At 66.4% G+C, this 20,820-nt stretch carries 24 protein-coding genes, 1 tRNA gene and 1 pseudogene; 12 read left to right on the top strand and 14 right to left on the bottom strand.

The window, feature by feature from the left end:
• Positions 1-61 precede the first annotated feature (61 nt).
• Entirely contained in the window at positions 62-982 is a 921-nt protein-coding gene (locus tag V5G24_RS01560) for a sulfotransferase domain-containing protein (protein ID WP_394078888.1), read from the bottom strand.
• A gap of 273 nt (positions 983-1,255) precedes the next feature.
• On the opposite strand from V5G24_RS01560, the gene V5G24_RS01555 reads away from it, so the two are divergent.
• Positions 1,256-1,510, top strand: a complete 255-nt coding sequence (locus V5G24_RS01555; protein ID WP_394078886.1) for a hypothetical protein — start codon at positions 1,256-1,258, stop codon at positions 1,508-1,510.
• Between the two features lie 128 nt (positions 1,511-1,638).
• Here V5G24_RS01555 and V5G24_RS01550 read toward each other — a convergent pair whose 3' ends face one another.
• Positions 1,639-2,076 carry a cupin domain-containing protein gene (locus tag V5G24_RS01550; protein ID WP_394078884.1) on the bottom strand — a complete coding sequence of 146 codons (438 nt, stop codon included), beginning with the start codon at positions 2,074-2,076 and terminating at the stop codon, positions 1,639-1,641.
• On the bottom strand, positions 2,073-2,846 hold the full coding sequence (gene gloB, locus V5G24_RS01545; RefSeq protein WP_394078882.1) for a hydroxyacylglutathione hydrolase: 774 nt from the start codon (positions 2,844-2,846) through the stop codon (positions 2,073-2,075). Before gloB ends, V5G24_RS01550 begins: the two co-directional genes overlap by 4 nt.
• A gap of 178 nt (positions 2,847-3,024) precedes the next feature.
• Here gloB and V5G24_RS01540 point away from each other — a divergent pair, with 178 nt between their 5' ends.
• Positions 3,025-3,831 (top strand): class I SAM-dependent methyltransferase, encoded by an 807-nt coding sequence (locus V5G24_RS01540; RefSeq protein ID WP_394078880.1) that lies wholly within the window; start codon positions 3,025-3,027, stop codon positions 3,829-3,831.
• Here the strand turns inward: V5G24_RS01540 and metW are convergent.
• The 3 genes from metW to V5G24_RS01525 all read right to left on the bottom strand — a co-directional run bounded on the left by metW (position 3,761) and on the right by V5G24_RS01525 (position 6,079).
• Entirely contained in the window at positions 3,761-4,414 is a 654-nt protein-coding gene (metW, locus tag V5G24_RS01535) for a methionine biosynthesis protein MetW (protein WP_394078878.1), read from the bottom strand. The genes V5G24_RS01540 and metW overlap by 71 nt on opposite strands.
• A 24-nt stretch (positions 4,415-4,438) precedes the next feature.
• On the bottom strand, positions 4,439-5,650 hold the full coding sequence (gene metX / locus V5G24_RS01530) for a homoserine O-acetyltransferase MetX (RefSeq protein WP_394078876.1): 1,212 nt from the start codon (positions 5,648-5,650) through the stop codon (positions 4,439-4,441).
• Between the two features lie 102 nt (positions 5,651-5,752).
• Positions 5,753-6,079: a hypothetical protein gene (locus tag V5G24_RS01525; protein ID WP_394078874.1), complete on the bottom strand. Its 327-nt coding sequence runs from the start codon at positions 6,077-6,079 to the stop codon at positions 5,753-5,755.
• 362 nt (positions 6,080-6,441) lie between these two features.
• On the opposite strand from V5G24_RS01525, the gene V5G24_RS01520 reads away from it, so the two are divergent.
• The 3 genes from V5G24_RS01520 (at position 6,442) to fdxA (ending at position 10,597) form a co-directional block, all read left to right on the top strand.
• Positions 6,442-9,852 (top strand): helicase-related protein, encoded by a 3,411-nt coding sequence (locus V5G24_RS01520; protein WP_394078872.1) that lies wholly within the window; start codon positions 6,442-6,444, stop codon positions 9,850-9,852.
• 78 nt (positions 9,853-9,930) lie between these two features.
• The gene (locus V5G24_RS01515) at positions 9,931-10,176 is read left to right on the top strand and encodes a S4 domain-containing protein (protein WP_394080313.1); all 246 of its coding nucleotides are present in this window, start codon (positions 9,931-9,933) and stop codon (positions 10,174-10,176) included.
• Positions 10,177-10,261: 85 nt separating this feature from the next.
• Positions 10,262-10,597 (top strand): ferredoxin FdxA, encoded by a 336-nt coding sequence (fdxA, locus tag V5G24_RS01510; RefSeq protein WP_394015662.1) that lies wholly within the window; start codon positions 10,262-10,264, stop codon positions 10,595-10,597.
• A gap of 45 nt (positions 10,598-10,642) precedes the next feature.
• Here fdxA and V5G24_RS01505 read toward each other — a convergent pair whose 3' ends face one another.
• Positions 10,643-10,765, bottom strand: coding sequence for a hypothetical protein (locus tag V5G24_RS01505; RefSeq protein WP_394078870.1), 123 nt, complete (start codon positions 10,763-10,765; stop codon positions 10,643-10,645).
• A gap of 523 nt (positions 10,766-11,288) precedes the next feature.
• Between V5G24_RS01505 and V5G24_RS01500 the strand changes: the two genes are divergently transcribed.
• Both V5G24_RS01500 and dapD read left to right on the top strand, forming a co-directional pair.
• Positions 11,289-12,899, top strand: coding sequence for a peptide chain release factor 3 (locus V5G24_RS01500; protein WP_394078868.1), 1,611 nt, complete (start codon positions 11,289-11,291; stop codon positions 12,897-12,899).
• Positions 12,900-12,960: 61 nt separating this feature from the next.
• Positions 12,961-13,827 (top strand): 2,3,4,5-tetrahydropyridine-2,6-dicarboxylate N-succinyltransferase, encoded by an 867-nt coding sequence (gene dapD, locus V5G24_RS01495; protein WP_394078866.1) that lies wholly within the window; start codon positions 12,961-12,963, stop codon positions 13,825-13,827.
• Positions 13,828-13,988: 161 nt separating this feature from the next.
• On the opposite strand, the gene V5G24_RS01490 is transcribed toward dapD, so the two are convergent.
• From V5G24_RS01490 to V5G24_RS01475, 4 genes are all read right to left on the bottom strand, one after another.
• Positions 13,989-15,626, bottom strand: a complete 1,638-nt coding sequence (locus V5G24_RS01490; protein WP_394078864.1) for a UbiD family decarboxylase — start codon at positions 15,624-15,626, stop codon at positions 13,989-13,991.
• Between the two features lie 24 nt (positions 15,627-15,650).
• Positions 15,651-16,073: an SRPBCC family protein gene (locus V5G24_RS01485; RefSeq protein ID WP_394078862.1), complete on the bottom strand. Its 423-nt coding sequence runs from the start codon at positions 16,071-16,073 to the stop codon at positions 15,651-15,653.
• Positions 16,074-16,208: 135 nt separating this feature from the next.
• A complete protein-coding gene (locus tag V5G24_RS01480; RefSeq protein WP_394078860.1) occupies positions 16,209-16,394 on the bottom strand; it encodes a hypothetical protein in 186 nt (61 codons plus the stop codon).
• A gap of 207 nt (positions 16,395-16,601) precedes the next feature.
• A complete protein-coding gene (locus V5G24_RS01475) occupies positions 16,602-16,802 on the bottom strand; it encodes a site-specific integrase (RefSeq protein WP_394078858.1) in 201 nt (66 codons plus the stop codon).
• A gap of 89 nt (positions 16,803-16,891) precedes the next feature.
• Here V5G24_RS01475 and V5G24_RS01470 point away from each other — a divergent pair.
• A pseudogene (locus V5G24_RS01470) lies at positions 16,892-17,014 on the top strand (IS481 family transposase); the annotation flags it as partial.
• A gap of 131 nt (positions 17,015-17,145) precedes the next feature.
• On the opposite strand, the gene V5G24_RS01465 reads toward V5G24_RS01470, so the two are convergent.
• Both V5G24_RS01465 and V5G24_RS01460 read right to left on the bottom strand, forming a co-directional pair.
• Positions 17,146-17,235, bottom strand: a tRNA-Ser gene (locus tag V5G24_RS01465).
• Positions 17,236-17,388: 153 nt separating this feature from the next.
• A complete protein-coding gene (locus tag V5G24_RS01460; protein WP_394078856.1) occupies positions 17,389-17,784 on the bottom strand; it encodes an acyl-CoA thioesterase in 396 nt (131 codons plus the stop codon).
• Between the two features lie 270 nt (positions 17,785-18,054).
• Between V5G24_RS01460 and rplU the strand changes: the two genes are divergently transcribed.
• The 4 genes from rplU to V5G24_RS01440 all read left to right on the top strand — a co-directional run bounded on the left by rplU (position 18,055) and on the right by V5G24_RS01440 (position 20,131).
• Positions 18,055-18,429, top strand: coding sequence for a 50S ribosomal protein L21 (gene rplU / locus V5G24_RS01455; RefSeq protein WP_394078854.1), 375 nt, complete (start codon positions 18,055-18,057; stop codon positions 18,427-18,429).
• A gap of 20 nt (positions 18,430-18,449) precedes the next feature.
• Positions 18,450-18,725 (top strand): 50S ribosomal protein L27, encoded by a 276-nt coding sequence (gene rpmA / locus V5G24_RS01450; RefSeq protein ID WP_394044032.1) that lies wholly within the window; start codon positions 18,450-18,452, stop codon positions 18,723-18,725.
• Positions 18,726-18,863: 138 nt separating this feature from the next.
• A complete protein-coding gene (locus tag V5G24_RS01445) occupies positions 18,864-19,493 on the top strand; it encodes a GNAT family N-acetyltransferase (protein ID WP_394078852.1) in 630 nt (209 codons plus the stop codon).
• 131 nt (positions 19,494-19,624) lie between these two features.
• The gene (locus V5G24_RS01440; RefSeq protein ID WP_394078850.1) at positions 19,625-20,131 is read left to right on the top strand and encodes an RNA pyrophosphohydrolase; all 507 of its coding nucleotides are present in this window, start codon (positions 19,625-19,627) and stop codon (positions 20,129-20,131) included.
• Between the two features lie 241 nt (positions 20,132-20,372).
• Here the strand turns inward: V5G24_RS01440 and V5G24_RS01435 are convergent, their stop codons facing one another.
• Positions 20,373-20,792 carry a F0F1 ATP synthase subunit epsilon gene (locus V5G24_RS01435; RefSeq protein WP_394078848.1) on the bottom strand — a complete coding sequence of 140 codons (420 nt, stop codon included), beginning with the start codon at positions 20,790-20,792 and terminating at the stop codon, positions 20,373-20,375.
• Positions 20,793-20,820 lie beyond the last annotated feature (28 nt).

The raw sequence follows: 20,820 nt of genomic DNA, 5'->3' as shown, positions 1-20,820 counted from the left end.
TTTTTTATGCCCCCGTTTTCCCGCCCGGTCCGTACCGGCCTTCGGGTCACCGGCCGCCGGCTCAGGAATGGACGCGGTGCGCGATGTGGGGCGAATAGGCGCGTGCGGGCCGCTCGCTCATTTCTGGAATGCGGCGCCCGGCTGGCGGGGCGGCGATGCCATAGCCGAAGTCCGGCAGATCATGGCGCGCCAGTTCGATTTCGAGCAGATGTTCCTGGTCCGCGCCCCAGACCGCCAGCTTTTCCTTGGAGCGGCGCTCGGTGGTCTTGCGGCCGATGGCCGAGCTTTTCACCCGACGCGGCTTCTGCAAATCCAGGCCGAGATAAGCCGAGAGCCGTTCCATCTCCGCTTCCGGGTGAGCCAGCAGGTCCTCATAACGCAGGACGTGGGGCTCGGGCCGGCTGTGCCATGCCTTCACATGGGCGCACCAATAGCCGATCTGGCTCAGCTTGCCGGTGGGATCGCGCGCGGAAGGCGCCTTCACATAATCCGCGAAGCTGGTATCGGGATCGATGCGATAAGCCGGCTCATGACCCTTCAGGTCGAAATAGAATTGCGAGCGCAGCACGTCGCGGGGGTTGCGCACGATGTAGACATGCTTGGCATTGGTGTAGAGCGAGGAGGCGGCCACCCAGTGCATGTAGGAATGCCAGGGCCGCCGCTCCTTCAGCTTCTCGCCGAAATAGGCGTCGTGGCTCTTGACCACCACCGGCATCTGCATGAGGCGCGCGAAGAAATCGCCGTCGAGGTGCATCCATTCACGCGCCACCGGAAACCGCGCGCGGATCTCGTCGATCAGAAAATGCGTGCCGGAGCGGCGGTGCGACTGGACCAGGATGAGCGGGCGCATGCCCTTGTCGTCCCAATTTCCGATCCGGCCGAGAAAACTGCGCTCATGATAGGGAAAAGCGCTGGACTGGAGATAGCGCCAGCGCAGGATGGCCCAGGCCCGATCCATTTTCTGCGCAAGAGAGGTACCCATCGAGCGTCCCCAGGCTGCACCATACCCCGCCGAACGTCCGGCGGGATGAGATCGAAGATCGTCGTTCACACGTCCCCGTGTTCTCCGGCCGGAGTAGGTGAATGGCGCACCATCCTAACGTAAAGTCTTGGAGGTATGAGAGGGGGTCGGGTGGCGAGTTACAAAACTTTCTTGTGGTCCAGCTTCAGCGGAGCCTTGCGGGAGGCGGGGCGCGACACGCCGGCGCCGTTGACGCAAGGTTATCCAGCCAGACCTTTGAGTGGAGTAACGATCATGAAAACCAGGATCCGAAACCCGCTGCCGGTGGTGCTGCCGGTGCTGCTCGCCCTCGCCGCAGGTCCGGCCCTGGCGGGCCAGACGGGCGATGCCGCGCCCGCCAAGACGAAGCCTCAGAAGGTCGCGCAGGCGCAGAAAGTCGCGCAGGCAGAAGCGCCCGCGCCTTTGAACCCGCGCTGGGTGCCGCCAAAATGGGAGATCAAGGGCCTGGTGGTCTGGGTGTTCACGCCCGGCCATTTCGAGCGCGACTAGAGCCGGATCTGCGCATATTGAATCGCCTTGGGCGTTTCAATATGGGCAGTGAATCCGCCTCTGTTCAATAAGTTAGAGGGCGGATCGCGCTCTAGAGCCCAGTGCAGGAGAGGCTGAGCCGCGAACCCTCAGGGCTCGAAATCCGGCGGCGCCAGTTCGAAGCCGGCGAAATCGAAGGCCGGCGCAACCGTGCAGCCCACCAGGGTCCAGGCGCCGAGGCTTTCCGCCGCTTGCCAATGGCTAGGCGGCACCACGCCCTGCGGCCGCTCACCGGCGCCAAGATCCGCCCCGAGCCGCAGATGCCACACCCCGCCGCCGGGCGGGGCGATGCTCAGCATCAGCGCCGCGCCGGCATGCCAATGCCAGACCTCGCTTGCATCGACCCGGTGCCAATGGGAGCGCTCGCCCGCTCTCAGCAGGAAATAGATGGCGGTGGAGGCGCCGCGCCCGCCGTCGCCCGCGATCTCGCGGAACGTCTCGCGAAAATGCCCGCCCTCGGGATGGGGCTCAAGCCCCAGCAGCGCGATCACCTCTTCCGCCGAAAGCGCGGCCCTGCCGGCGCTCATGCGCGAAATACGTTCTTGCGCGCCCGCAGTTCGGTGAACACCGCCGAGGGGTCGGATTCACCAAGGCCGAGACGCTCCGCCATGGCCGGATCGTCCGCCCGCAGGAACGGATTGGTCAGCTTCTCGTCCCCCAGCAGCGCGGGAATGGTGGGCTGACCCTCCTTGCGGGCGGCTTCCGCCTCCGCGACGCGGCCGAGCAGCGCGCCATTCTCCGGATCCACGGAGAGCGCGAACCTGCCGTTGGCGACGGTGTATTCGTGCCCGCAATAGACCGCGAGATCGTCCGGCAGGGTGCGCAGGCGCACCAGCGAGTGCCACAGCACCGGCGCATCGCATTCGATCGGCCGGCCGCAGCCCATCACGAACAGCGTATCGCCCGCGAACAGCAGCCGCTCGCCCTCGAACAGATAGACGATATGCCCGGCGGTATGGCCCGGCGTTTCCATCACGCGGCCGATGAGCGAGCCGATCGCCACCGGATCGCCATCCACCACTTCCACGTCGATTCCGGGAATACCGGCGGCTTCGCGCTTCGGGCCGACGACGGTGGCGCCATATTGGCCCTTCAGCGCCATCACGCCGTCCACATGGTCCGCGTGATGGTGCGTGACGAGAATGTGGGTGAGGTGCCAGCCCTCCCGGTCCAGCGCCTCAAGGATCGGCGTCGCCTCGGGCGCGTCGATCACCGCCGTGGCCTCGGTGGCGGGATCGTGCAGCAGCACCGCGTAATTGTCGCTGAGGCAGGGGATGATCCGGATTTCGACCGACATGGGTGGCGCCCTCCCTGCGGGGATTGTCCTGCGCGCGCCCAGTTCCGCGCACGCCTGTCCGCTTTTGAGTATCACGCCCACCGGCGAGGGCAACCCGGCCGGATGGTCGCAGCGCTTCGGCGCCGCGCGGCCCTGCCCTGCGGCCATGCTATAAGGGGAACATCGCGAAAGGGGCGCCATGTATCTCGACGTCGTGGACCTGCGCAGTTTCTATGCCCAGCCCCTGGGCGTCGTGACGCGCCGGCTGGTCAGCCGGGCGGTGCGCGCCCGCTTCAACAATGTGCAGGGGCTCTCGGTGCTCGGCATCGGCTATGCGACGCCCTATCTCGGGGTGTTCCGGGGCGAGGCGGAGCGGTGCATCGCCGTCATGCCGGCGGCCCAGGGCGTGGTGCGCTGGCCCTCCGCCGCGCCCACCCTCGCAGCGCTCGCGGATGAGACCGCCCTGCCCTTGCCCAATGCCTCCATCGACCGCGTGGTGGCGGTGCATCTGCTGGAGATGACGCCGGACGCGGCCGAGATGCTGCGCGAGGTCTGGCGCGTGCTGGCGCCGGGCGGACGCCTGCTGGCGGTGGTGCCCAACCGGCGCGGCGTGTGGGCGCGGCTCGACACCACCCCGTTCGGAAACGGCCGCCCGTTCTCGCGCGGGCAGGTGGTGCGGCTGCTGCGCGAAGCCCTGTTCACCCCCTCGGGCTGGGACGAGGCGCTGTATTTCCCGCCTGTTTCGAACAATTGGCTGCTGCGCACGGCGGTGGCGTGGGAGCGGGCCGGCGGGCGCCTGTCGCTGCCGTTCGCGGGCGTGCACGTGGTGGAGGCGACAAAGCAGCTCTATCGCCCGGCCGCGATTAAACGCCCTGCCCTCGCGCCCATGCTCGAACCCGTGTTCGGCCAGGGGGTGCCGGCAGGCCGGGCGATCCTCAATCGTTCCGGCTCAGCAGGAACACCGCCTGCTCGCCCAGCAGGTTCCACACCCACCACGGCATGTTAAAGCGCACCGGATGGCCGGAGGAATCCAGCGCCACCGCCTTTTCCATGCGCGCGTCCAGCACCTCCACCAGCGCCACGAAATCGCGGATGGTGCAGAAATGGATGTTGGGCGTGTCGTACCAGGAATAGGGCATGTTGTCGGTGATCGGCATGCGGCCGTAAATCAGCAGGTCGAAGCGCGAGCGCCAATGGCCGAAATTCGGGAATGAAACGATGGCGCGCCGGCCGATGCGCAACATCTGCTCCATCACCCAGCGCGGGCGGCGGGTGGCCTGGAGCGTCTGGGACAGGATGACATAGTCGAACGCATCGTCGGGATAATGGGCGAGGTCCACATCGGCGTCGCCCTGGACCACCGAGAGGCCGCGCGCCACGCCCGCATTCACCCCCTCGCGCGACAATTCGATGCCGCGCGCGTCGCAGCCGCGGGTGGTGGCCAAGAGATCCAGCAGCGCCCCGTCGCCCGAGCCGACATCCAGCACCCGCGAGCGGGGCGCCACCATGTCGGCGATCACCATCAGGTCGACACGCACCGAGGAGAAGCGGACGATCGCGTCGTCCGGGGCCAAATCCTTCACCACCATGATTCTCTCACCGCCATGGCGCGTTCATCGGCCGCGCGCGGCCGGCAGGCCGGCGGCCTTGGCGGCGCTGTCGAGGAAGCCGTGGGCGATGGCGAACAATTCCGGCTCATGCAGCAGGAAGGCGTCATGGCCCTTGTCGCTATCGATCTCGGTGAAGGACACGCTCGCGCCCGAGGCATTCAGCGCATGCACGATCGCCCGGCTGTCCTCGGTGGGAAACAGCCAGTCGGAGGTGAAGGAGGCGACGCAGAAGCGTGTCTTGGAACCCCGGAAAGCATTGGCGAGCACGCCGTCATAATCCGCCGCGAGATCGAAATAATCCATGGCCCGCGTGACATAGAGATAGGAATTGGGATCGAACCGCTGGACGAACGATTCCCCCTGGTGGCGCAGATAGCTTTCCACCTGGAAATCGGCGTCGAAGCCGAACGTGGGCAGCGCCCGGTTCTGGAGCCGGCGGCCGAATTTGCGATGCAGGGCCTGGTCCGACATATAGGTGATGTGCGCGGCCATGCGCGCCACCGCGAGCCCGCGATGGGGGGTGTGCCCCTGCTTGAGATAATGGCCGCCGGCCCATTCCGGATCGGCCATCACCGCTTGGCGGCCGACCTCGTGGAAGGCGATGTTCTGCGCCGAATGGCGGGCGGCGGTGGCGATTGGGAGGGCCGCGAACACCCGCTCGGGATAGCTCGCCGCCCATTGCAGCACCTGCATGCCGCCCATGGAGCCGCCGGCGACGCAGAACAGGCGCTCGATGCCGAGATGGTCGAGCAGCATGGCCTGGGCGTTCACCATGTCGCGGATCGTCACCACCGGCAAATCGAGGCCATAGGGCTGGCCGGTCGCCGGGTTCAGCGAGGCCGGGCCGGTGGTGCCCATGCAGCCGCCGAGCACATTGGCGCAGATGACGTAGAAGCGCTCGGTATCGATCGGCTTGCCCGGCCCCACCAGGGTCTCCCACCAGCCCGGCTTGCCGGTGACGGGATTGGCATTGGCGGCATGCTGGTCGCCGGTCAAAGCATGGCACACCAGCACGGCGTTGGTGCGCGCGGCATTGGGCTCGCCATAGGTCTGATAGGCGATCTGCACATGATCGAGCGCGACCCCGGCATCCAGGCGCAACGGGCGATCGGGCCCGAACCGCACCACCGGGGAATGGGGCTGATCGGCTTCGCGCCGCGCGATTGCGTCTTCTGTTTCCGTGGTCGGAGCCGTTGGTTCGGCCAGATTTTCCATTTCGCCTAGAAGCGACGCCCCAATCCCCGTGTCAAGCGCGCGCACGCAGGCGTGAAGGCGCACCTGTGCCGAGGCTTGCGCGGAGAAAGGTTCCGCCCCGCCTCAGCGGCCGTTCTGGCAGAGCGGGTCCATGTCCGGGCAGCCGAGCGCATTGCGGCCGGGATTGACCGAGGGATTGGGCTCCGGCGGCACGGTGCTGATGCCCTGCGGCGCGCCGCGCGGCACGATGGCGCCTGTTTCGGGCGCGGGACGCACGCTGCCCGTGGCGTCATCGGCCGCGCCCGGCGGGGTCGCCTGCGGGGCCGGACGCACGTCGAGCGGTGCGTTGCTGGTCTGTGCGGCGGCCGGGGCGATGCCTCCCGCCAAGGCCGAGACCCATGCCAGGCCGAAGGCAAGGACGACGGCGAATCTCGACTGAGCCCTACGCATATTTTCCCTCCCACGCCCGGCGCGGAGGACCGCGCGGCATCTCGAACCCCATAACACAGGCGGGCGCGGGGCGGTTCCTTCTTACCCGTGAACAAAAGGCGCTTGCGTGGCTTTTGCCGATTCGGACCGGGTTTGAGCCGCATCCGTTCCCCTGGGCGTGCGCCGCTGTCCCGCCCTGGGACAGGGGCTGAAAGGAGAACATCGGGGTGGCGGCGGCTGGAGAGCGATTCGCTCCGCCTTTGTTCCGCCCATGTTCCCCTGCGGTCTAGTATCCTGGTCTTCCTGCCCCGATATGATACAGAGCCTTCATCAAGAGGGCTTTCCCAAGACAGTCCTCCAAGATTTGCGGACGCCACGCGCTGATGGACGATGTGACAAAGCTGGCCGTCTTGCCGCGCTCGATCCGGGCGCGGGGCGTGACCGCGGTGCTCGGGCCGACCAATACCGGAAAGACCCATCTCGCCATCGAGCGCATGCTCGGCCATGAAAGCGGGCTCATCGGCCTGCCGTTGCGCCTGCTGGCGCGCGAGGTCTATCAGCGCATCGTCGAGCGGGTCGGCCCCGAACAGGTCGCCCTCGTCACCGGCGAGGAAAAGATCAAGCCGCCCCATCCGCGCTATTGGGTGGCCACCATCGAGGCCATGCCGCGCGATCTCGACGTGGCCTTCGTCGCCATCGACGAGATCCAGATCGCCTGCGACCTCGATCGCGGGCACGTCTTCACCAACCGCATTCTCAACCGGCGCGGGCGGTTCGAAACCCTGCTGCTGGGCTCGGCCACGATGCGGCCGCTGGTGGAAAAGCTGCTGCCGGGCGTCACGGTGTCAGTGCGGCCGCGCCTCTCGACGCTGTCCTTTGCCGGCGAAAAGAAGATCACCCGCCTGCCGCCGCGCTCGGCCATCGTCGCCTTCTCGGCCGAGGAGGTCTATGCCATCGCCGAATTGATCCGCCGCCAACGGGGTGGCGCGGCGGTGGTGATGGGTGCGCTTTCTCCGCGCACCCGCAACGCCCAGGTGGAGCTCTACCAGAGCGGCGACGTGGATTATCTGGTGGCGACCGACGCCATCGGCATGGGCCTCAATCTCGACGTGGACCACGTCGCTTTCGCCTCCGACCGCAAGTTCGACGGCTGGCAATTCCGCCGCCTCAACCCGGCGGAGATGGCGCAGATCGCCGGCCGCGCCGGCCGGGCCACCCGCGACGGCACCTTCGGCACCACCGGACGTTGCGATCCTTTCGAGCCGGAATTGGTGGAGCGGCTGGAAAGTCATGTTTTTGACACGGCAAAAGTGTTGCAATGGCGCAACGCGGTGCCGGATTTCACCTCTCTCAAATCCTTGATGGAGAGCCTTTCGGTACCGCCACGCGAGGAGGGATTGACCCGCGCGCCGACGGCGGACGATGTGCAAGTGCTCGAAATCATGAGCCGCGACGCGGACGTAGCGGCACGCGCAACCAATGCTGCCGCCATCGCGCGGCTCTGGGACGCATGCCAGGTGCCGGACTATCGCAAGATCTCTCCGGGTGCCCATGCGGAGCTGGTTTCGACCATTTTCGGCCATGTCGGAAACGGGGGACGACTCCCTGATGAGTGGTTCGCGCGTCAAATCGCCTTGACCGATCGCGCGGAAGGAGACATCGACACGCTGTCGAGACGGATCGCCCAGGTGCGGACACTCACCTTCGTCGCCAACCGCCCCGACTGGCTCACGGATCCGGAGCACTGGCAAGGCGTCACAAGAGGGGTCGAAGACAAGCTTTCCGACGCACTGCACGAACGGCTGGCTCAGCGGTTCGTGGATCGGCGGACCAGCGTGCTCATGCGACGCCTGCGAGAGAATACGATGCTCGAGACTGAGATCAGCAAGACCGGCGATGTTAAAGTGGAGGGCCATGTGATCGGCCACCTCCAGGGATTCCAGTTCGCGCCCGACCCCGCCGCCGGGGGAGAGGAAGCGAAGGCCTTGCGCGCCGCCGCCCAGAAGGCGCTAGCGGGAGAGATCGAGGCACGCGCGACGCGGGTCGGTCAGGCGGTGGATGAAGCCTTCGTGCTCACCGCCGACGGCACCATCCGCTGGACCGGCGAGCCGATCGCCAAGCTGATCCCCGGCGAAGAGGTGCTCAAACCCCGCTTCAAGATCATCGCCGACGAGCATCTGACGGGCCCGGCCCGCGAGCAAGTGGAAGCCCGCCTCACGCTGTGGCTGAAGGCCCATGTGGAAAAGCTGCTCGGCCCGCTGCTGAAGCTCGGCGAGGCGGAGGACATCACCGGCATCGGGCGCGGCATCGCGTTTCAGATCGTCGAGGCGCTCGGCGTGCTGGAGCGCAGCCGCGTCGCCGAGGAGATGAAGACCCTCGACCAGGCCGCCCGCGCCACGCTGCGCGGCTATGGCGTGCGGTTCGGCGCCCATCACATCTATCTGCCCGGCCTGCTGAAGCCGGCGCCCCGCGCTCTGGCGGCGGAATTGTTCGCCTTGAAGCACGGCGGCCTTGCGCAGAAGGGGCTGGATGAGCTGCCCCATCTCGCCGCTTCGGGCCGCACGTCCATTCCCGTGGATCACGAGATCCACAAGAGCCTGTATCGCGCGGTGGGCTTCCGCGTCTGCGGCGAGCGGGCCGTGCGCGTGGATATTCTGGAACGCCTCGCCGATCTGATTCGCCCGGCGCTCGCCTGGCGGCCCAATTCGCCCGGCCCCAAGCCCGCCGGCGCCGTGGACGGGCGCGGCTTCACCGTGACCGTCGGCATGACCTCGCTGGCCGGCTGCTCGGGGGAGGATTTCGCCTCGATCCTGCGCTCGCTCGGCTATCGCATGGAAAAGCGCGAAGCCCCGCCGGTCGAGGCCGAGGTCCCGGTCGCCGCCGCCGCGCCGGCCCAGGAGCTGGCGCCGGCACCGGAAGGCGCCATCGAGGCCGATCTTCTGTTCGGACCCGACGACGGCGCGCCCGCCGCCGAGGCTGAAGCCGCCGAACCGGCCGATGCGCCGGTGGAGGTGACCGCCGAGGGTGTCGAGGCTGCGGCGCCCGAAGCCGAAGCCATTGAGGCCGAAGCGATCAAGGCCGAAGCCGCCGAGGTGGCCGAAGTCGAGATCGTCGACGCCCCTGCCGAAGACGCCGTCGAAGCCGAGGCGAGCCCCGCCGTGGAGACGGCGCCGCTCGTCGACGCGCTCGCCACCAGCGAGCTTCCGGTCGCCGAGGATGCGGCCACCGGGGCCGAGGCCACCGCCGAAATCACCGGGGAAGCTGTGGAAGCGGCGGTTGCCGAGATCACCGGCGAGCCAGAGCTGATCGAAGTGTGGCGTCCCGGCCGTCCGCCGGGTGCGCCGCGCCGCGAGCGGCCCCAGCATGGCCAGCGCGAGGGCCAAGGCCAGCGCGAAGGACATGGTCAGCGGGAAGGACATGGTCAGCGTGAAGGCCAGCGCTCCGGCGGCGAACGCCGCGAGGGCGAGCGTCGTGAGGGCCGTCCGCCGAACCGCCGCTTCGACCGTCCGCGCGAAGGCGGCCCGGAAGTGACCGCCGCCGCGCCCGGCGCCGAGAGCACTGCCGGCGAGCCGCACACCGAGCGCCAGGGTGAACGGCAGGGCCAGCGCCCGCCGCGCAACGACCGCCCGTTCCGCGGTCCGCCGCGTGAAGGCGAGGCCCCGCGTGGGCCGCGCCCGGAGCGGGTGCAGGTGCATTCGGACCGGCGGCGCGAGAAGCCCGCCGATCCCGACAGCCCGTTCGCCGCGCTTGCCGCCTTGAAGGCGCGCATGGAGGCGGACAAGAAAGGCGGCTGAGTGGCCAAGGACGATTTTCACGACGAGGACGCGCCGCGCGGGGAGTTTCCCGAAGCCGGCGCGCCCCAGCGCCAGCGGCTGGACCGCTGGCTGTGGAACGCAAGGGTGGTGCGCGCGCGCAGCGACGCGGCCGGCCTCATCCGCTCCGGCCATGTCCGCGTGGATAGCGCCCGCGTGCTGAGCGCGGGCTATTCGGTGCGCGAAGGGCAGGTGGTCACCATCGCCCTCGATCACGGCGTGCGGGTGCTGCGCGTCCGTGCCTTTATCGATCGGCGCGGAGATGCTACATCCGCGCGTGAGCTATTTGACGAAATAACATCCTGACAAAGTAAAAAGCGTGTGTGCGGGGTTCGCCTCGCTTGCGCGCTGCGCCGGGCTGGAGTAGTCCGGCGCGCGAAAGGGATAAGCCATGACCTATGTCGTCACCGAGAACTGCATCCGCTGTAAGTACATGGATTGCGTCTCCGTGTGCCCGGTGGACTGTTTCTACGAGGGCGAGAACATGCTGGTGATCCACCCCGATGAATGCATCGATTGCGGGGTGTGCGAGCCGGAATGCCCGGCCGAGGCGATCAAGCCCGACACCGAGCCGGGTCTTGAGAAATGGCTGTCGCTGAACGCCGATTACGCCAAGAGCTGGCCCAACATCACCTTGAAGCGCGACGCCCCGCCGGACGCCAAGGAATGGGACGGCAAGCCCGGCAAGGAAGAATTGTTCTCCCCCGAGCCCGGCCAAGGCGACTGAGCGGTTTTCGCGCGCACGCAGCTTCGTGAAGCGTCCCGGCGCGGCTCAGGGCCAGGTTTTCAGCATTTCGTACTGCGACAGGGCGAGCGTGCCCTGCGCATCGAGATAGGCGCGGCCGAACGGCGTCGCGCGCAGCGCATCCACATCCTGATAGATCGTGCCGCCCAAGGGTGGCTGCGCCCCCGCCTTGCGGCAGGGAACGGCGAGGGTGATATCCTGCCCACCGCATGGGCCGCGCCCCGCTCCACCGCCTTCACCTGCCCCGTGACGCGGCAGGCGCCATATCCCTCTGAAGGCGGCGTCACCGCGCTGACGGCAATCACGATGACGCTCGCCGCTTCCCGTCGGGCCAGCTCGTAATATTGCGGCGCCAGCAGCGCTTGAGCCGGAGCTGTGAGCCCAGCGATCATCGCCGCTACGAGGCCCGTCCTCGCAAAGCCTGCCGCTATTGAAAACCCCACGCCGCCGTGCCGCTTCTTCCCCACGCCCACCATGCTGCGTCCCCCTTTGCGAGGTTTCTTCCGGCGCCGGCACGATCATAGCCGCCCCGCGCGACCATGGCATGGCGCGGATCGACGGCGCGGAACGCAAATGCGCCCGGTTCGCCGCCCCTTCAGCCGCACATCGCCCAAGGAGAAGGAGAGCACGCGAGACCGTTTCTCGCGCCGGCTTTTCGGATTATAAGGCGCCCATGCTCGATCCCACCGCCCATGTCACGGCGCCTTCCGCCGACGCTCCCGATTTTGCGCACCGGCGCACCTTCGCCATCATCTCCCATCCCGACGCGGGCAAGACCACGCTGACGGAAAAGCTGCTGCTTGCCTCCGGCGCCATCCGCATGGCCGGCCAGGTGCGCGCGCGCGGCGATCGCCGCCGCACCCGCTCCGACTGGATGGAAATCGAGCAGCAGCGCGGTATTTCCGTCACCTCCTCGGTGATGACCTTCGAGCGCGACGGCATCGTCTACAATCTGCTCGACACGCCGGGCCACTCGGACTTTTCCGAGGATACCTACCGCACCCTCTCGGCCGTGGACGCGGCGGTGATGGTGATCGACGCCGCCAAGGGCATCGAGAGCCAGACCCGCAAATTGTTCGAAGTGTGCCGCCTGCGCGACATTCCCATCTTCACCTTCATCAACAAGGTGGACCGCGAGGGCCTCGAACCGCTCGGCCTGATGGACGACATCGCCGCAACCTTGGCGCTGGATCTCACGCCCTTCACCTGGCCGGTGGGCATGGGCACGGATTTCCGCGGCCTCATCGACGTGCCCAACAAATGCGCCCGCTTCGCCGAGGAGCGCGGCGGCCTGCTGACGCGCCTGGTGCCTTTCGAGCAACCCGAAGACCTGCTGGAGGTCGAGGGCATCGACCCCCGCATCATCGCCGAATCGGTGGAGGGGCTGACCCTCGCGCTCGGCGTGCTGCCGCCGTTCGATCTGGAGAGCTTCCGCGAGGGCCATCTCTCGCCGGTGTTCTTCGGCAGCGCCATCAAGGAGGCGGGCGTGGGCGAATTGCTCGCCGGCCTCGGCACCTTTGGCCCGAGCCCCCTGCCGCGCAGCGCCAACGGCCGCATCGTGCAGCCGGCCGAGGACAATGTCTCCGGCTTCGTCTTCAAGGTGCAGGCCAATATGGACCCGAACCATCGCGACCGCGTGGCCTTCGTGCGCCTGTGCTCCGGCACCTTCAAGCGCGGCATGAAGCTCTATAACGCCCGCGAGAAGCGCCACATGGCGATCGCCAACCCCATCTTCTTCTTCGCCCAGGAGCGCGAGACGGTGGACGAGGCGGTGGCCGGCGACATCATCGGCATTCCCAACCACGGCATGCTGCGGGTCGGAGACACCTTGTCCGAGGGCGAGGTGATCCGCTTCGAGGGCATTCCCGATTTCGCCCCGGAAATCCTGCGCCGGGTGCTGTTGGCGGACCCCATCAAGGCCAAGCAGCTGTCCAAGGCGCTCCAGGACATGGCGGAAGAAGGCGTGGTGCAGGTGCTGCGGCCGATCTCCGACCCCTCGCCCATCGTCGGCGTGGTCGGCACGCTGCAATTGGACGTACTCTCCTCGCGGCTGGAAAAGGAATATGGCGTTCCCATCCGCTATGAGAGCGTCTCCTTCGTGACCGCCCGCTGGATCATCGGCGACCGGCTGGAAATCGAGCGCTTCATCGAGACCAGCCGCTCCTCCATCGCCCGCGACCGCGACGAGGCGACGGTCTATCTCGCCCGCAGCCAATGGGTGCTCGATCGCGCCATCGAGGAATGGCCCAAGCTCAAATTCGTCTCGGTGAAAGAGCGCGGCTGAGCCCCCTGCCCCATCCAATACGCGGCACGCCAGAAAGGCGCCGCAGCCTCAAGAGGAACCCATGCCGAACCTTGCCGTCGCCGCCGCCAATCCCGACCTCGAACTGATCATCGACGCGGCCTTCGAGGCCCGGGCCGAGATCGGCTTCGACACCGCCGGCCCCGTGCGCGAGGCGGTGAACGCGGCGCTCGCTTTGCTCGATGCCGGCAAGGTGCGGGTTGCCGAGCCGCTCGCCGACGGCAGCTGGCACGTCAATCAATGGCTGAAGAAGGCGGTGCTGCTCTCTTTCCGCCTCAACGACATGGAAACCATTCCCGGCGGTCCGGGCGGCGCCCATTGGTGGGACAAGGTGCCCTCCAAGTTCGAGGGCTGGGACGAGAGCGAATTCCGCGCCGCCGGCTTCCGGGCCGTGCCCGGCGCCATCGTGCGCCGCTCCGCCTATATCGCGCCCAACGTGGTGCTGATGCCCTCGTTCGTGAACCTCGGCGCCCATGTGGGCGAGGGCTCCATGGTGGACACCTGGGTCACGGTGGGCTCCTGCGCGCAGATCGGCAAGCATGTGCACCTCTCCGGCGGCGTCGGCATCGGCGGCGTGCTGGAGCCGCTCCAGGCCGGCCCCGTGATCATCGAGGATGATTGCTTCATCGGCGCCCGCTCGGAAGTGGTGGAGGGCGTGGTGGTGCGGCGCGGCTCCGTGCTCTCCATGGGCGTGTTCATCTCCGCCTCCACCAAGATCATCGACCGGGAGACCGGCGAAGTGTTCGTGGGCGAGGTTCCGCCCTATTCCGTGGTGGTGCCCGGCGCTCTCCCCGGCAAGCCGCTGCCGGACGGCCGGCCCGGTCCCTCGCTCTATTGCGCGGTGATCGTGAAGCGCGTGGACGAAAAGACCCGCGCCAAGACCTCCATCAACGATCTGCTGCGCGACTGATCCGGATGCTGGCGCTCGCCCCGGCGCCGGGGCGAGCGCCAGCCAGGCCTTTCCGTGGCGCATGGGAGCAGGTGGGAGAGACTATAACCGCACCGGCCATTCGCCGGTGCGGTGGCAATGGCCGACGGCGGGCAGGGACGCGCGCCGATCCACGTCGCTATTCAGGCTGGCGTGGGCGCGACGTGCTTCGGGTCGAAGTTGGACGTCGGCTTGGGCGTTGCTTCATAGGCGAACGGCACGTCCGAGAACGTGTAGCGGTACCACGGCGCATCATCCGCCCGGCCAAGGCGATGACGCAGGTTGCCGAAGGACCGGTAGATCACCGGATAGGGCTGGCCGTGATAATGCGCCAGGATCTCCCGCCAGGATTTCGGGCCGGCCTTGATGAAGGCCTCCATGTCCGCCGTGAGGGCTTCCTCCGTCATGGGGACGACGCCGGCCGGCGGCTCGCCAAGGTCGCACACCGTGCTCCGGGCGAACTCGTTGGGGTTCCAGCTCGGGCCCATGGGGATCGTGCAGTCGAAGCCGATCTTGGAGGCGATGCCCGGTACCGCGCTGGTGGGATCGACCGTCATGGTGTTGCAGCCATTGATCATGACCGTGTCGCGATCGGGCATGAAGCGGAACGCCATGGCGGCAAGCACCGCCTGATCGTCCCAGATGTCCACGTCCTCGTTGAACACCATCGCGACCTTCGGCAGGCCCTGCTTGGAGCAGGTCAGCATGATGCCCAACGCCTGCTTGGAATCGCCGCCGCCGAGGGGGTTGATCTTGGCATAGGCGATGTTGGAAAGGCCGCCCGCGGGGGAGCGGACCTCCTTCACGTCGATGCCCCCCTGCTTCAGCGCTCCGAACAGGTCCGCCTCGATGGCCGGCAACTGAAGCATGTTGTCGGTGTACCAAGGGTGCAGCCCGCCGATGGAGCCGTGTTGGAAGATGGCCCCCTTGCGATAGGTCATCGCCTTCACCTTGAGGCGATAATTGTGCTTGAGGCCGCCACCGTACATGCCAGTGAACTCGCCATAGGGCCCTTCGTCGAAGGATAGGCCTTCCACGGCCATCAGCTCGCACTCGAGCACGATTTCGGCATTGGCCGGCACCGCGACATCGATGCTCTCGCACTTCACCATCTTTGCCGGGCCGCCATAGAAGCTGCCCAGCACCTCGAAGTCATCCGTATCCCCGGGTACGCCTGCAAGGCAGGAGATCTTGTCGAGGATCGGCCCGCCGATGACGATGGCCACCTCCAGGTTCTGCCCCTTGGCTGCCGCCGCCATGGCGTTGATGCGCTGGCGGTGGGAGGTGCAGGTCATGTCCACCGACTTCTCATTCTTCGAACGGAACATGGAGCGGTAGACGCCCCAGTCGTAGATCCCCGTGTCGGGGTGTTTGCTGATGAAGAGGTTGTCGTTGGTATAAGCGTGGCCGTCCCGGTCATGGTGCAGGAACATGGGCAGGCGCGTGAGGTCCACGTCGTCGCCCTTCAGGATCACGTCCTTGCAGGGGGCAGTGTCCACCAACTCCCACTTCACACGGCCCTTGGCCTTCTCGACCATCTTGAGACCGGTCTGGGTCTTGTCGCATTCCATGGCCCAGGCATACATGTCCTGATTGGAATAGGCGTTGGCGAGAACCGAGAAGTCGCTGTCGATGATGGTCTCGATCAGGATCGCCTTGGTGGGGTTCGCCTCCATGATCTTTGGAATCTGATCGACCCGGGTCGGGTCCTTGATCCGGGCCAGGAAGCCGGCGGCATCCATCGCCGCGACGAAGTCGGGAAGTGACTGTTGGGAAGCCATGATGAGCTCGCGGGCAAGAGAAGATCAGGAAAGCGCAGGTGCCTTGTGGTCGCCCTCAGCCGCCTCGCGGAGGTGGTGAAGCAGCATGCCCCAAAGGGCGTTGCACTTGGCGAAATTGCCTTCCTGATGGGGCCAGCCGCTGTGCGTGAAGCCGACGAGGGTGCGGCCATCGTCCAAGGTGCTCAGGGCGAACTCGGCAGTGGTTCCCGCTGCATCACCGGGGCCTTCGACACATTCCCAGACGATGAGTTTCGGATCGTCCGCGCTCACCTTCCAAGAAAAATTGGGGCCATCCTTGTAGGACAGCGCCCATTGATTCACGATTCCTGTGTCTGAAACCTTCGCTCGTGTCCAATGGGAGAGCCCATCCAACGTCATGAGCATAACCCGGACCTTATTCAGGTCTGCCTTTACTTTGATCTCATGACGCAAAGAATGGTTCACCATGGCCAAGCCCCCCTGGACCGATCAAATTAGGCGGAGGCGAAGAGAGGCGGTTTCCGTTAGGCTGTCAATGAGAAAGGCGCTAATGACAAGAAGTTAATCTCCCGAATTCAATGACACCGGCGAAATTAAGTCGGCTCATTGGAGCTGATACATAAACTTAAGCTTGAAGATGATATCGTTCAAATTGCCCTGAGGAGGCGCAGCCGCCTCCGTTTGTTCGAAACCATCAACCTCAAACGGTCCGCGCATCTGGTGTTCGACATGCAGGCCGGCTTCATGATGCCCGGTGCCGGCGGAAATAGCGCCCGCCACCTCGGTCATCCCCAACATCCACCGGACAGGTGTGGCCTGCCGAATGGCCGACGCGGTTCAACTCACGTTACTTTACGTCTGCTAACAAAAGTCGTCCCGACAGTTCCGTTTACCCGTTTTCTCCAGCACAGCTCTACCATAGCCACAGTACAGCCCGACGGGCTGAGCCACAAACGCTGTCCTTCCGACCACCGGTCTCGTGGCGCGGAACGTGTTTTACCTCTCGCGCACAGACACGGCGCCCGCCAGGGCTCTGGAGCGGAGCAAGAGGGCGACCTCCCACACCCGCAGGCCGCAGCCATAGGCAATACTGAGGGCGGCGCGGTACTTGAGGTTCGGCGCATGGGCAAGCTGCAGCACCACCTCCTCGGTGCTGAGCACCACGGGCGGGCGCTCCACCGTCGGGATGCGCGCCATGCGATCGCCGAAGCCGGGTCGGCCGAGGGTGATGTCGCAGAAAAAGCGCAGCGCGCTGCAGGCAAGGAAGCGCCACGACGACTGAGGCGATCCGTCGAGCGATACAACATAGTCAAGAGAGCCTGAGAGCGCTTTCGAGGCGCTACGGGATCAACCAGAAAATCGTCGCCAAAGGGAAGCGAGCTCGCTCACTCGGCGCAAAGGAGCCGAACGGCCTCATCGACGTGAGATCATTGCCTCGCGCGCACGCGAGAGCAGCACATTCAGAATGTGGCGGCAAATGTGGGGAGAGACTACGACGTCAAGAGATAAGCCTTTAATTTCAACGGCTTATCTTACGAAATGGCGGAGAGGGAGGGATTTGAACCCCCGATACGGTTGCCCGTATGCCGCATTTCGAGTGCGGTGCATTCGACCACTCTGCCACCTCTCCAGCCGGGGCACGGGCGCGCCGCGCCCGTTTGTGGTTCTGCGCTTCTAGCCGAGCCGGGAAACAAGCACAAGACGCCCCGCGCAGCCTTTCCACGTCATCCGATGCCGCGCACCGAACGCCGCGGGAGGCTGCGACCCAGATACGGTGTGCACCTCAGGCCGCGTCGCCGATCGGCCGCGGCTTGCCATTGGCGTCGATGGCGACGAAAGTGAACACTGCTTCCGTCACCTTGCGCGTGTCCTCGCCCTCTCGCGCGCGGCGCCAGGCTTCAACCTCGATGCGCATGGAGGTGCGGCCCACCGACAGGACGTTCGCGAACAGGCTCACCTCGTCGCCCACGAACACCGGGCCGAGAAAGGTGATAGCCTCCACCGCCACTGTGGCGCAGCGGCCGCGGGCGCGGCGCGCGGCGATGTTGCCGGCTGCCAGATCCATCTGCGACATCAGCCAGCCGCCGAAAATATCGCCGCTCGGATTGGTATCCGCCGGCATTGCGATGGTGCGGATGGCGGGCATTCCGTCGGGAATGTCGGCCTGCTTGTCGTGCATGATGGGACCCTTGCGAATCGAACCTAGCTGATCGGGGCGGCGGGCCTGCGCTTGCAGCCCGCCTGGAGATGTTCCAAACGCAGCGTTAAGACACCACGCCGCCGGACGCAAACCGGCACCGCTCCGGGTTTTTGCGCAGGTCCGCGCATTGACAAACCGACCCGGCAAAGGGTACACGAGCCGCTTCGCGTGGGCCCTTGCGCCCATATTCCCAATCGACCGAAAGAAGCCCTCCCTTCGAGGCGGGTGGAACACGAAAGCGAGACAAAGATGTTCGCGGTCATCAAGACGGGCGGCAAGCAGTACCGGGTCGCCCCCCACGACGTCATCACCGTCGACAAGATCATCGACGCCGAAGCCGGCCAGATCCTGTCGCTCCCCGTGCTCATGCTGGCAGGCGAGACCACCGTGATCGGTGCCCCGCTCGTGGACGGCGCCTCCGTTACCGTGGAAGTGGTCGAACAGACCCGCGGCGACAAGGTGATCGCGTTCAAGAAGCGTCGCCGGCAGAACTCGCGCCGCAAGCGCGGCTTCCGCGCCGACCTCACCGTCGTGCGCATCACCGAGATTCTCGGCACCGACGGCAAGTCCGTCGTCCCCGCAACCCAAGCTGCGCCGGCCGAACAGGCCTCGGCCGAAGCTTGATCTGAGAACGGAGAGCGCAAATGGCTCATAAGAAAGCAGGCGGTTCGTCCCGCAACGGCCGCGATTCCGACGGCCGTCGCCTTGGCGTGAAGCGCTTCGGCGGCCAGGAAGTCATTCCCGGCAACATTATCGTGCGTCAACGCGGCACCAAATGGCATCCCGGCCTCAACGTCGGCATGGGCAAGGACCATACCTTGTTCGCGCTTATTGAAGGCCGAGTCGAGTTCCGCACCAAAGCCAACGACCGCACGTTTGTATCCGTAGTCGCTACCCCCGCCCTTGAGGCGGCTGAATAACCGGCGAGACCTGAAAATGCAGGATCCCGCCGGTCTCGTCGAACCGGAGGGAGCCTGAACCAGGAAGCTGGGGCTCCGATAAGCCGGGGAGACGGGCACGTCTCCCCGGTTTTCTTTTGCCTTGGCCTGGAGCCCGCCATGACCATCATCGAGACGCCACCCGGAGTTGCCTTACAGGAAAGCTGTATTCCCGTCCTCGAGACCGCGCGGCTGGTGCTGCGCGCGCCCAAGATCGAGGACGTGGACGCCATTGCGGCGCTGGCCAACAGCCGCCGTATCGCGGAAATGACCGCGAACCTGCCCCATCCCTATCGCGCCGCCGACGCCTTAAGCTTCATCGCCAATGCGCCGCAGGGCGAGGAGGCCGCAACCTTCGCCGTGCTCCTGAAGCAGGAAGGCGCGCTCGTCCTGGTGGGCATGTGCGGCTTCGCCCGGCGTCCCGGCGAACCCGCGCCCGAGCTCGGCTATTGGATCGGCGAACCCTTCTGGAGCCGCGGCATCGCCACCGAGGCGGCCCGTGCCGTGATCGACTATGCCTTTTCCGAAACCGCGATCGCGCAGATCGCCGGTGCCGCCCGGGTGGTCAATCCGGCCTCGCGGCGGGTGCTGGAGAAGTGCGCCTTCCAATGGTGCGGCGCCGGCCTGTGCCGCGTGAAGGCGCTGGCTGCCTCGGTGCCGGTGGATCGCTTCCTGCTCGACCGCCGCACCTGGGTGTCGCTGCGCGCCTGGGCCGCGAGCGCCCTGCCGCACGGCATGCGCGCCCACTGATCCCGCACGCGGCTGCGGGCCTTGGCCTGCGCGGTTTTTCCGCGCGGGGCAGCCGCCGACCGCGCCTTCCGGGAGCGGATTTGCTAAGCAGGGCGCAAACATGCCCACACAGCGGCCACATGAGGTGCACCATGAAACGCCAGGAAGACCTGCCCTATCGTCGATGCGTGGGCCTCGCCGTGTTCAATGCGGCCGGTCAGGTATTCATGGGCCAGCGCTCCGGTGGCCCCGAACATGTGGACATGGAGCATTCCTGGCAGATGCCGCAGGGCGGCATCGATGCGGGCGAAGAGCCGTTCGACGCGGCGCTGCGGGAATTGTACGAGGAAACCTCCATCCGCTCCGTCGTCCGGCTCGGCGAGGTCGAGGACTGGCTGAATTATGATCTTCCCGGCCGCATCGCCGGCCAGGCCTGGAGGGGCAAATATCGCGGGCAGACGCAGCGCTGGTTCGCCTTGCGCTTCACCGGGGTGGACGGCGAGATTGACATCCTCAAGCCCGGCGGCGGCCAGCACAAACCCGAGTTCGTCCATTGGCGCTGGGAAAGCCTGGAGCGCACCGCCGAGCTGGTGGTTCCCTTCAAGCGCCCCGTCTATGAGCGCGTCATCCACGATTTCCGCCGTTTCGCGGCGCACTGATCGACGGCAAGGCGCGGGTGTCTTGAAGCGGTTCCGCAGGCGCGGTTCGACGGGATGCGCTTCGCTCGCACGCCGCCCCGCGCACCACATGGCCCCCAGCGCGCGCGTTGCGCGCCGGGGCAAAGGCGCCAGGATGAACCGTGCAAATCCAAGAAGGGCTGGCTGAAAAAGAAAAGGCCGGGCATTTGCCCGGCCTTTGTCTATTTTACGGATCATAATTGACGATACCGGACGCCGTGTCTCAGTGCGGCAGCGGCGCTTCGCCGGGCACCAAAATATCCAGCACCTGCTTCAGATCGGTGACCTGCGCTTCGGCACGCTGGCGCGCTTCGTCGGTGCGGGCGTCGGCGATGTCTTCCTGCGCGTCCTTGATCAGCTGGCGCAGCATCTCCGGCTTGATCTCTTCCACCGGAACCGCGCGCTCGGCGAGCACGGTGAGGCCGGTGGGGTTCACCTCGGCCAAGCCGCCGCGCACGAACAGGCGCTTGGCGCCGCCGTCGGCGTGAATGGTAAGGATGCCGGGGCGCAACGTGGCGATGAACGGCGCGTGGCCGGCCATGACGCCGAAATCGCCTTCGCTACCGGGCACGCCCACTTCCTGCACCTGGCCGGAAAAGAGCAGCTTCTCGGGCGAGACAAGCTCAAAGGGGAAGGTGGCCATCTGTGTGTCTCCGACCGCGCGGGCCTTT

The sequence above is a fragment of the Roseixanthobacter finlandensis genome, assembly GCF_043195105.2.
In the GTDB taxonomy this organism is placed as follows: Bacteria; Pseudomonadota; Alphaproteobacteria; order Rhizobiales; family Xanthobacteraceae; genus NCEH01.
Note: the sequence above shows the minus strand (reverse complement) of the source record. Positions and strands in the feature narration are given on the sequence as shown.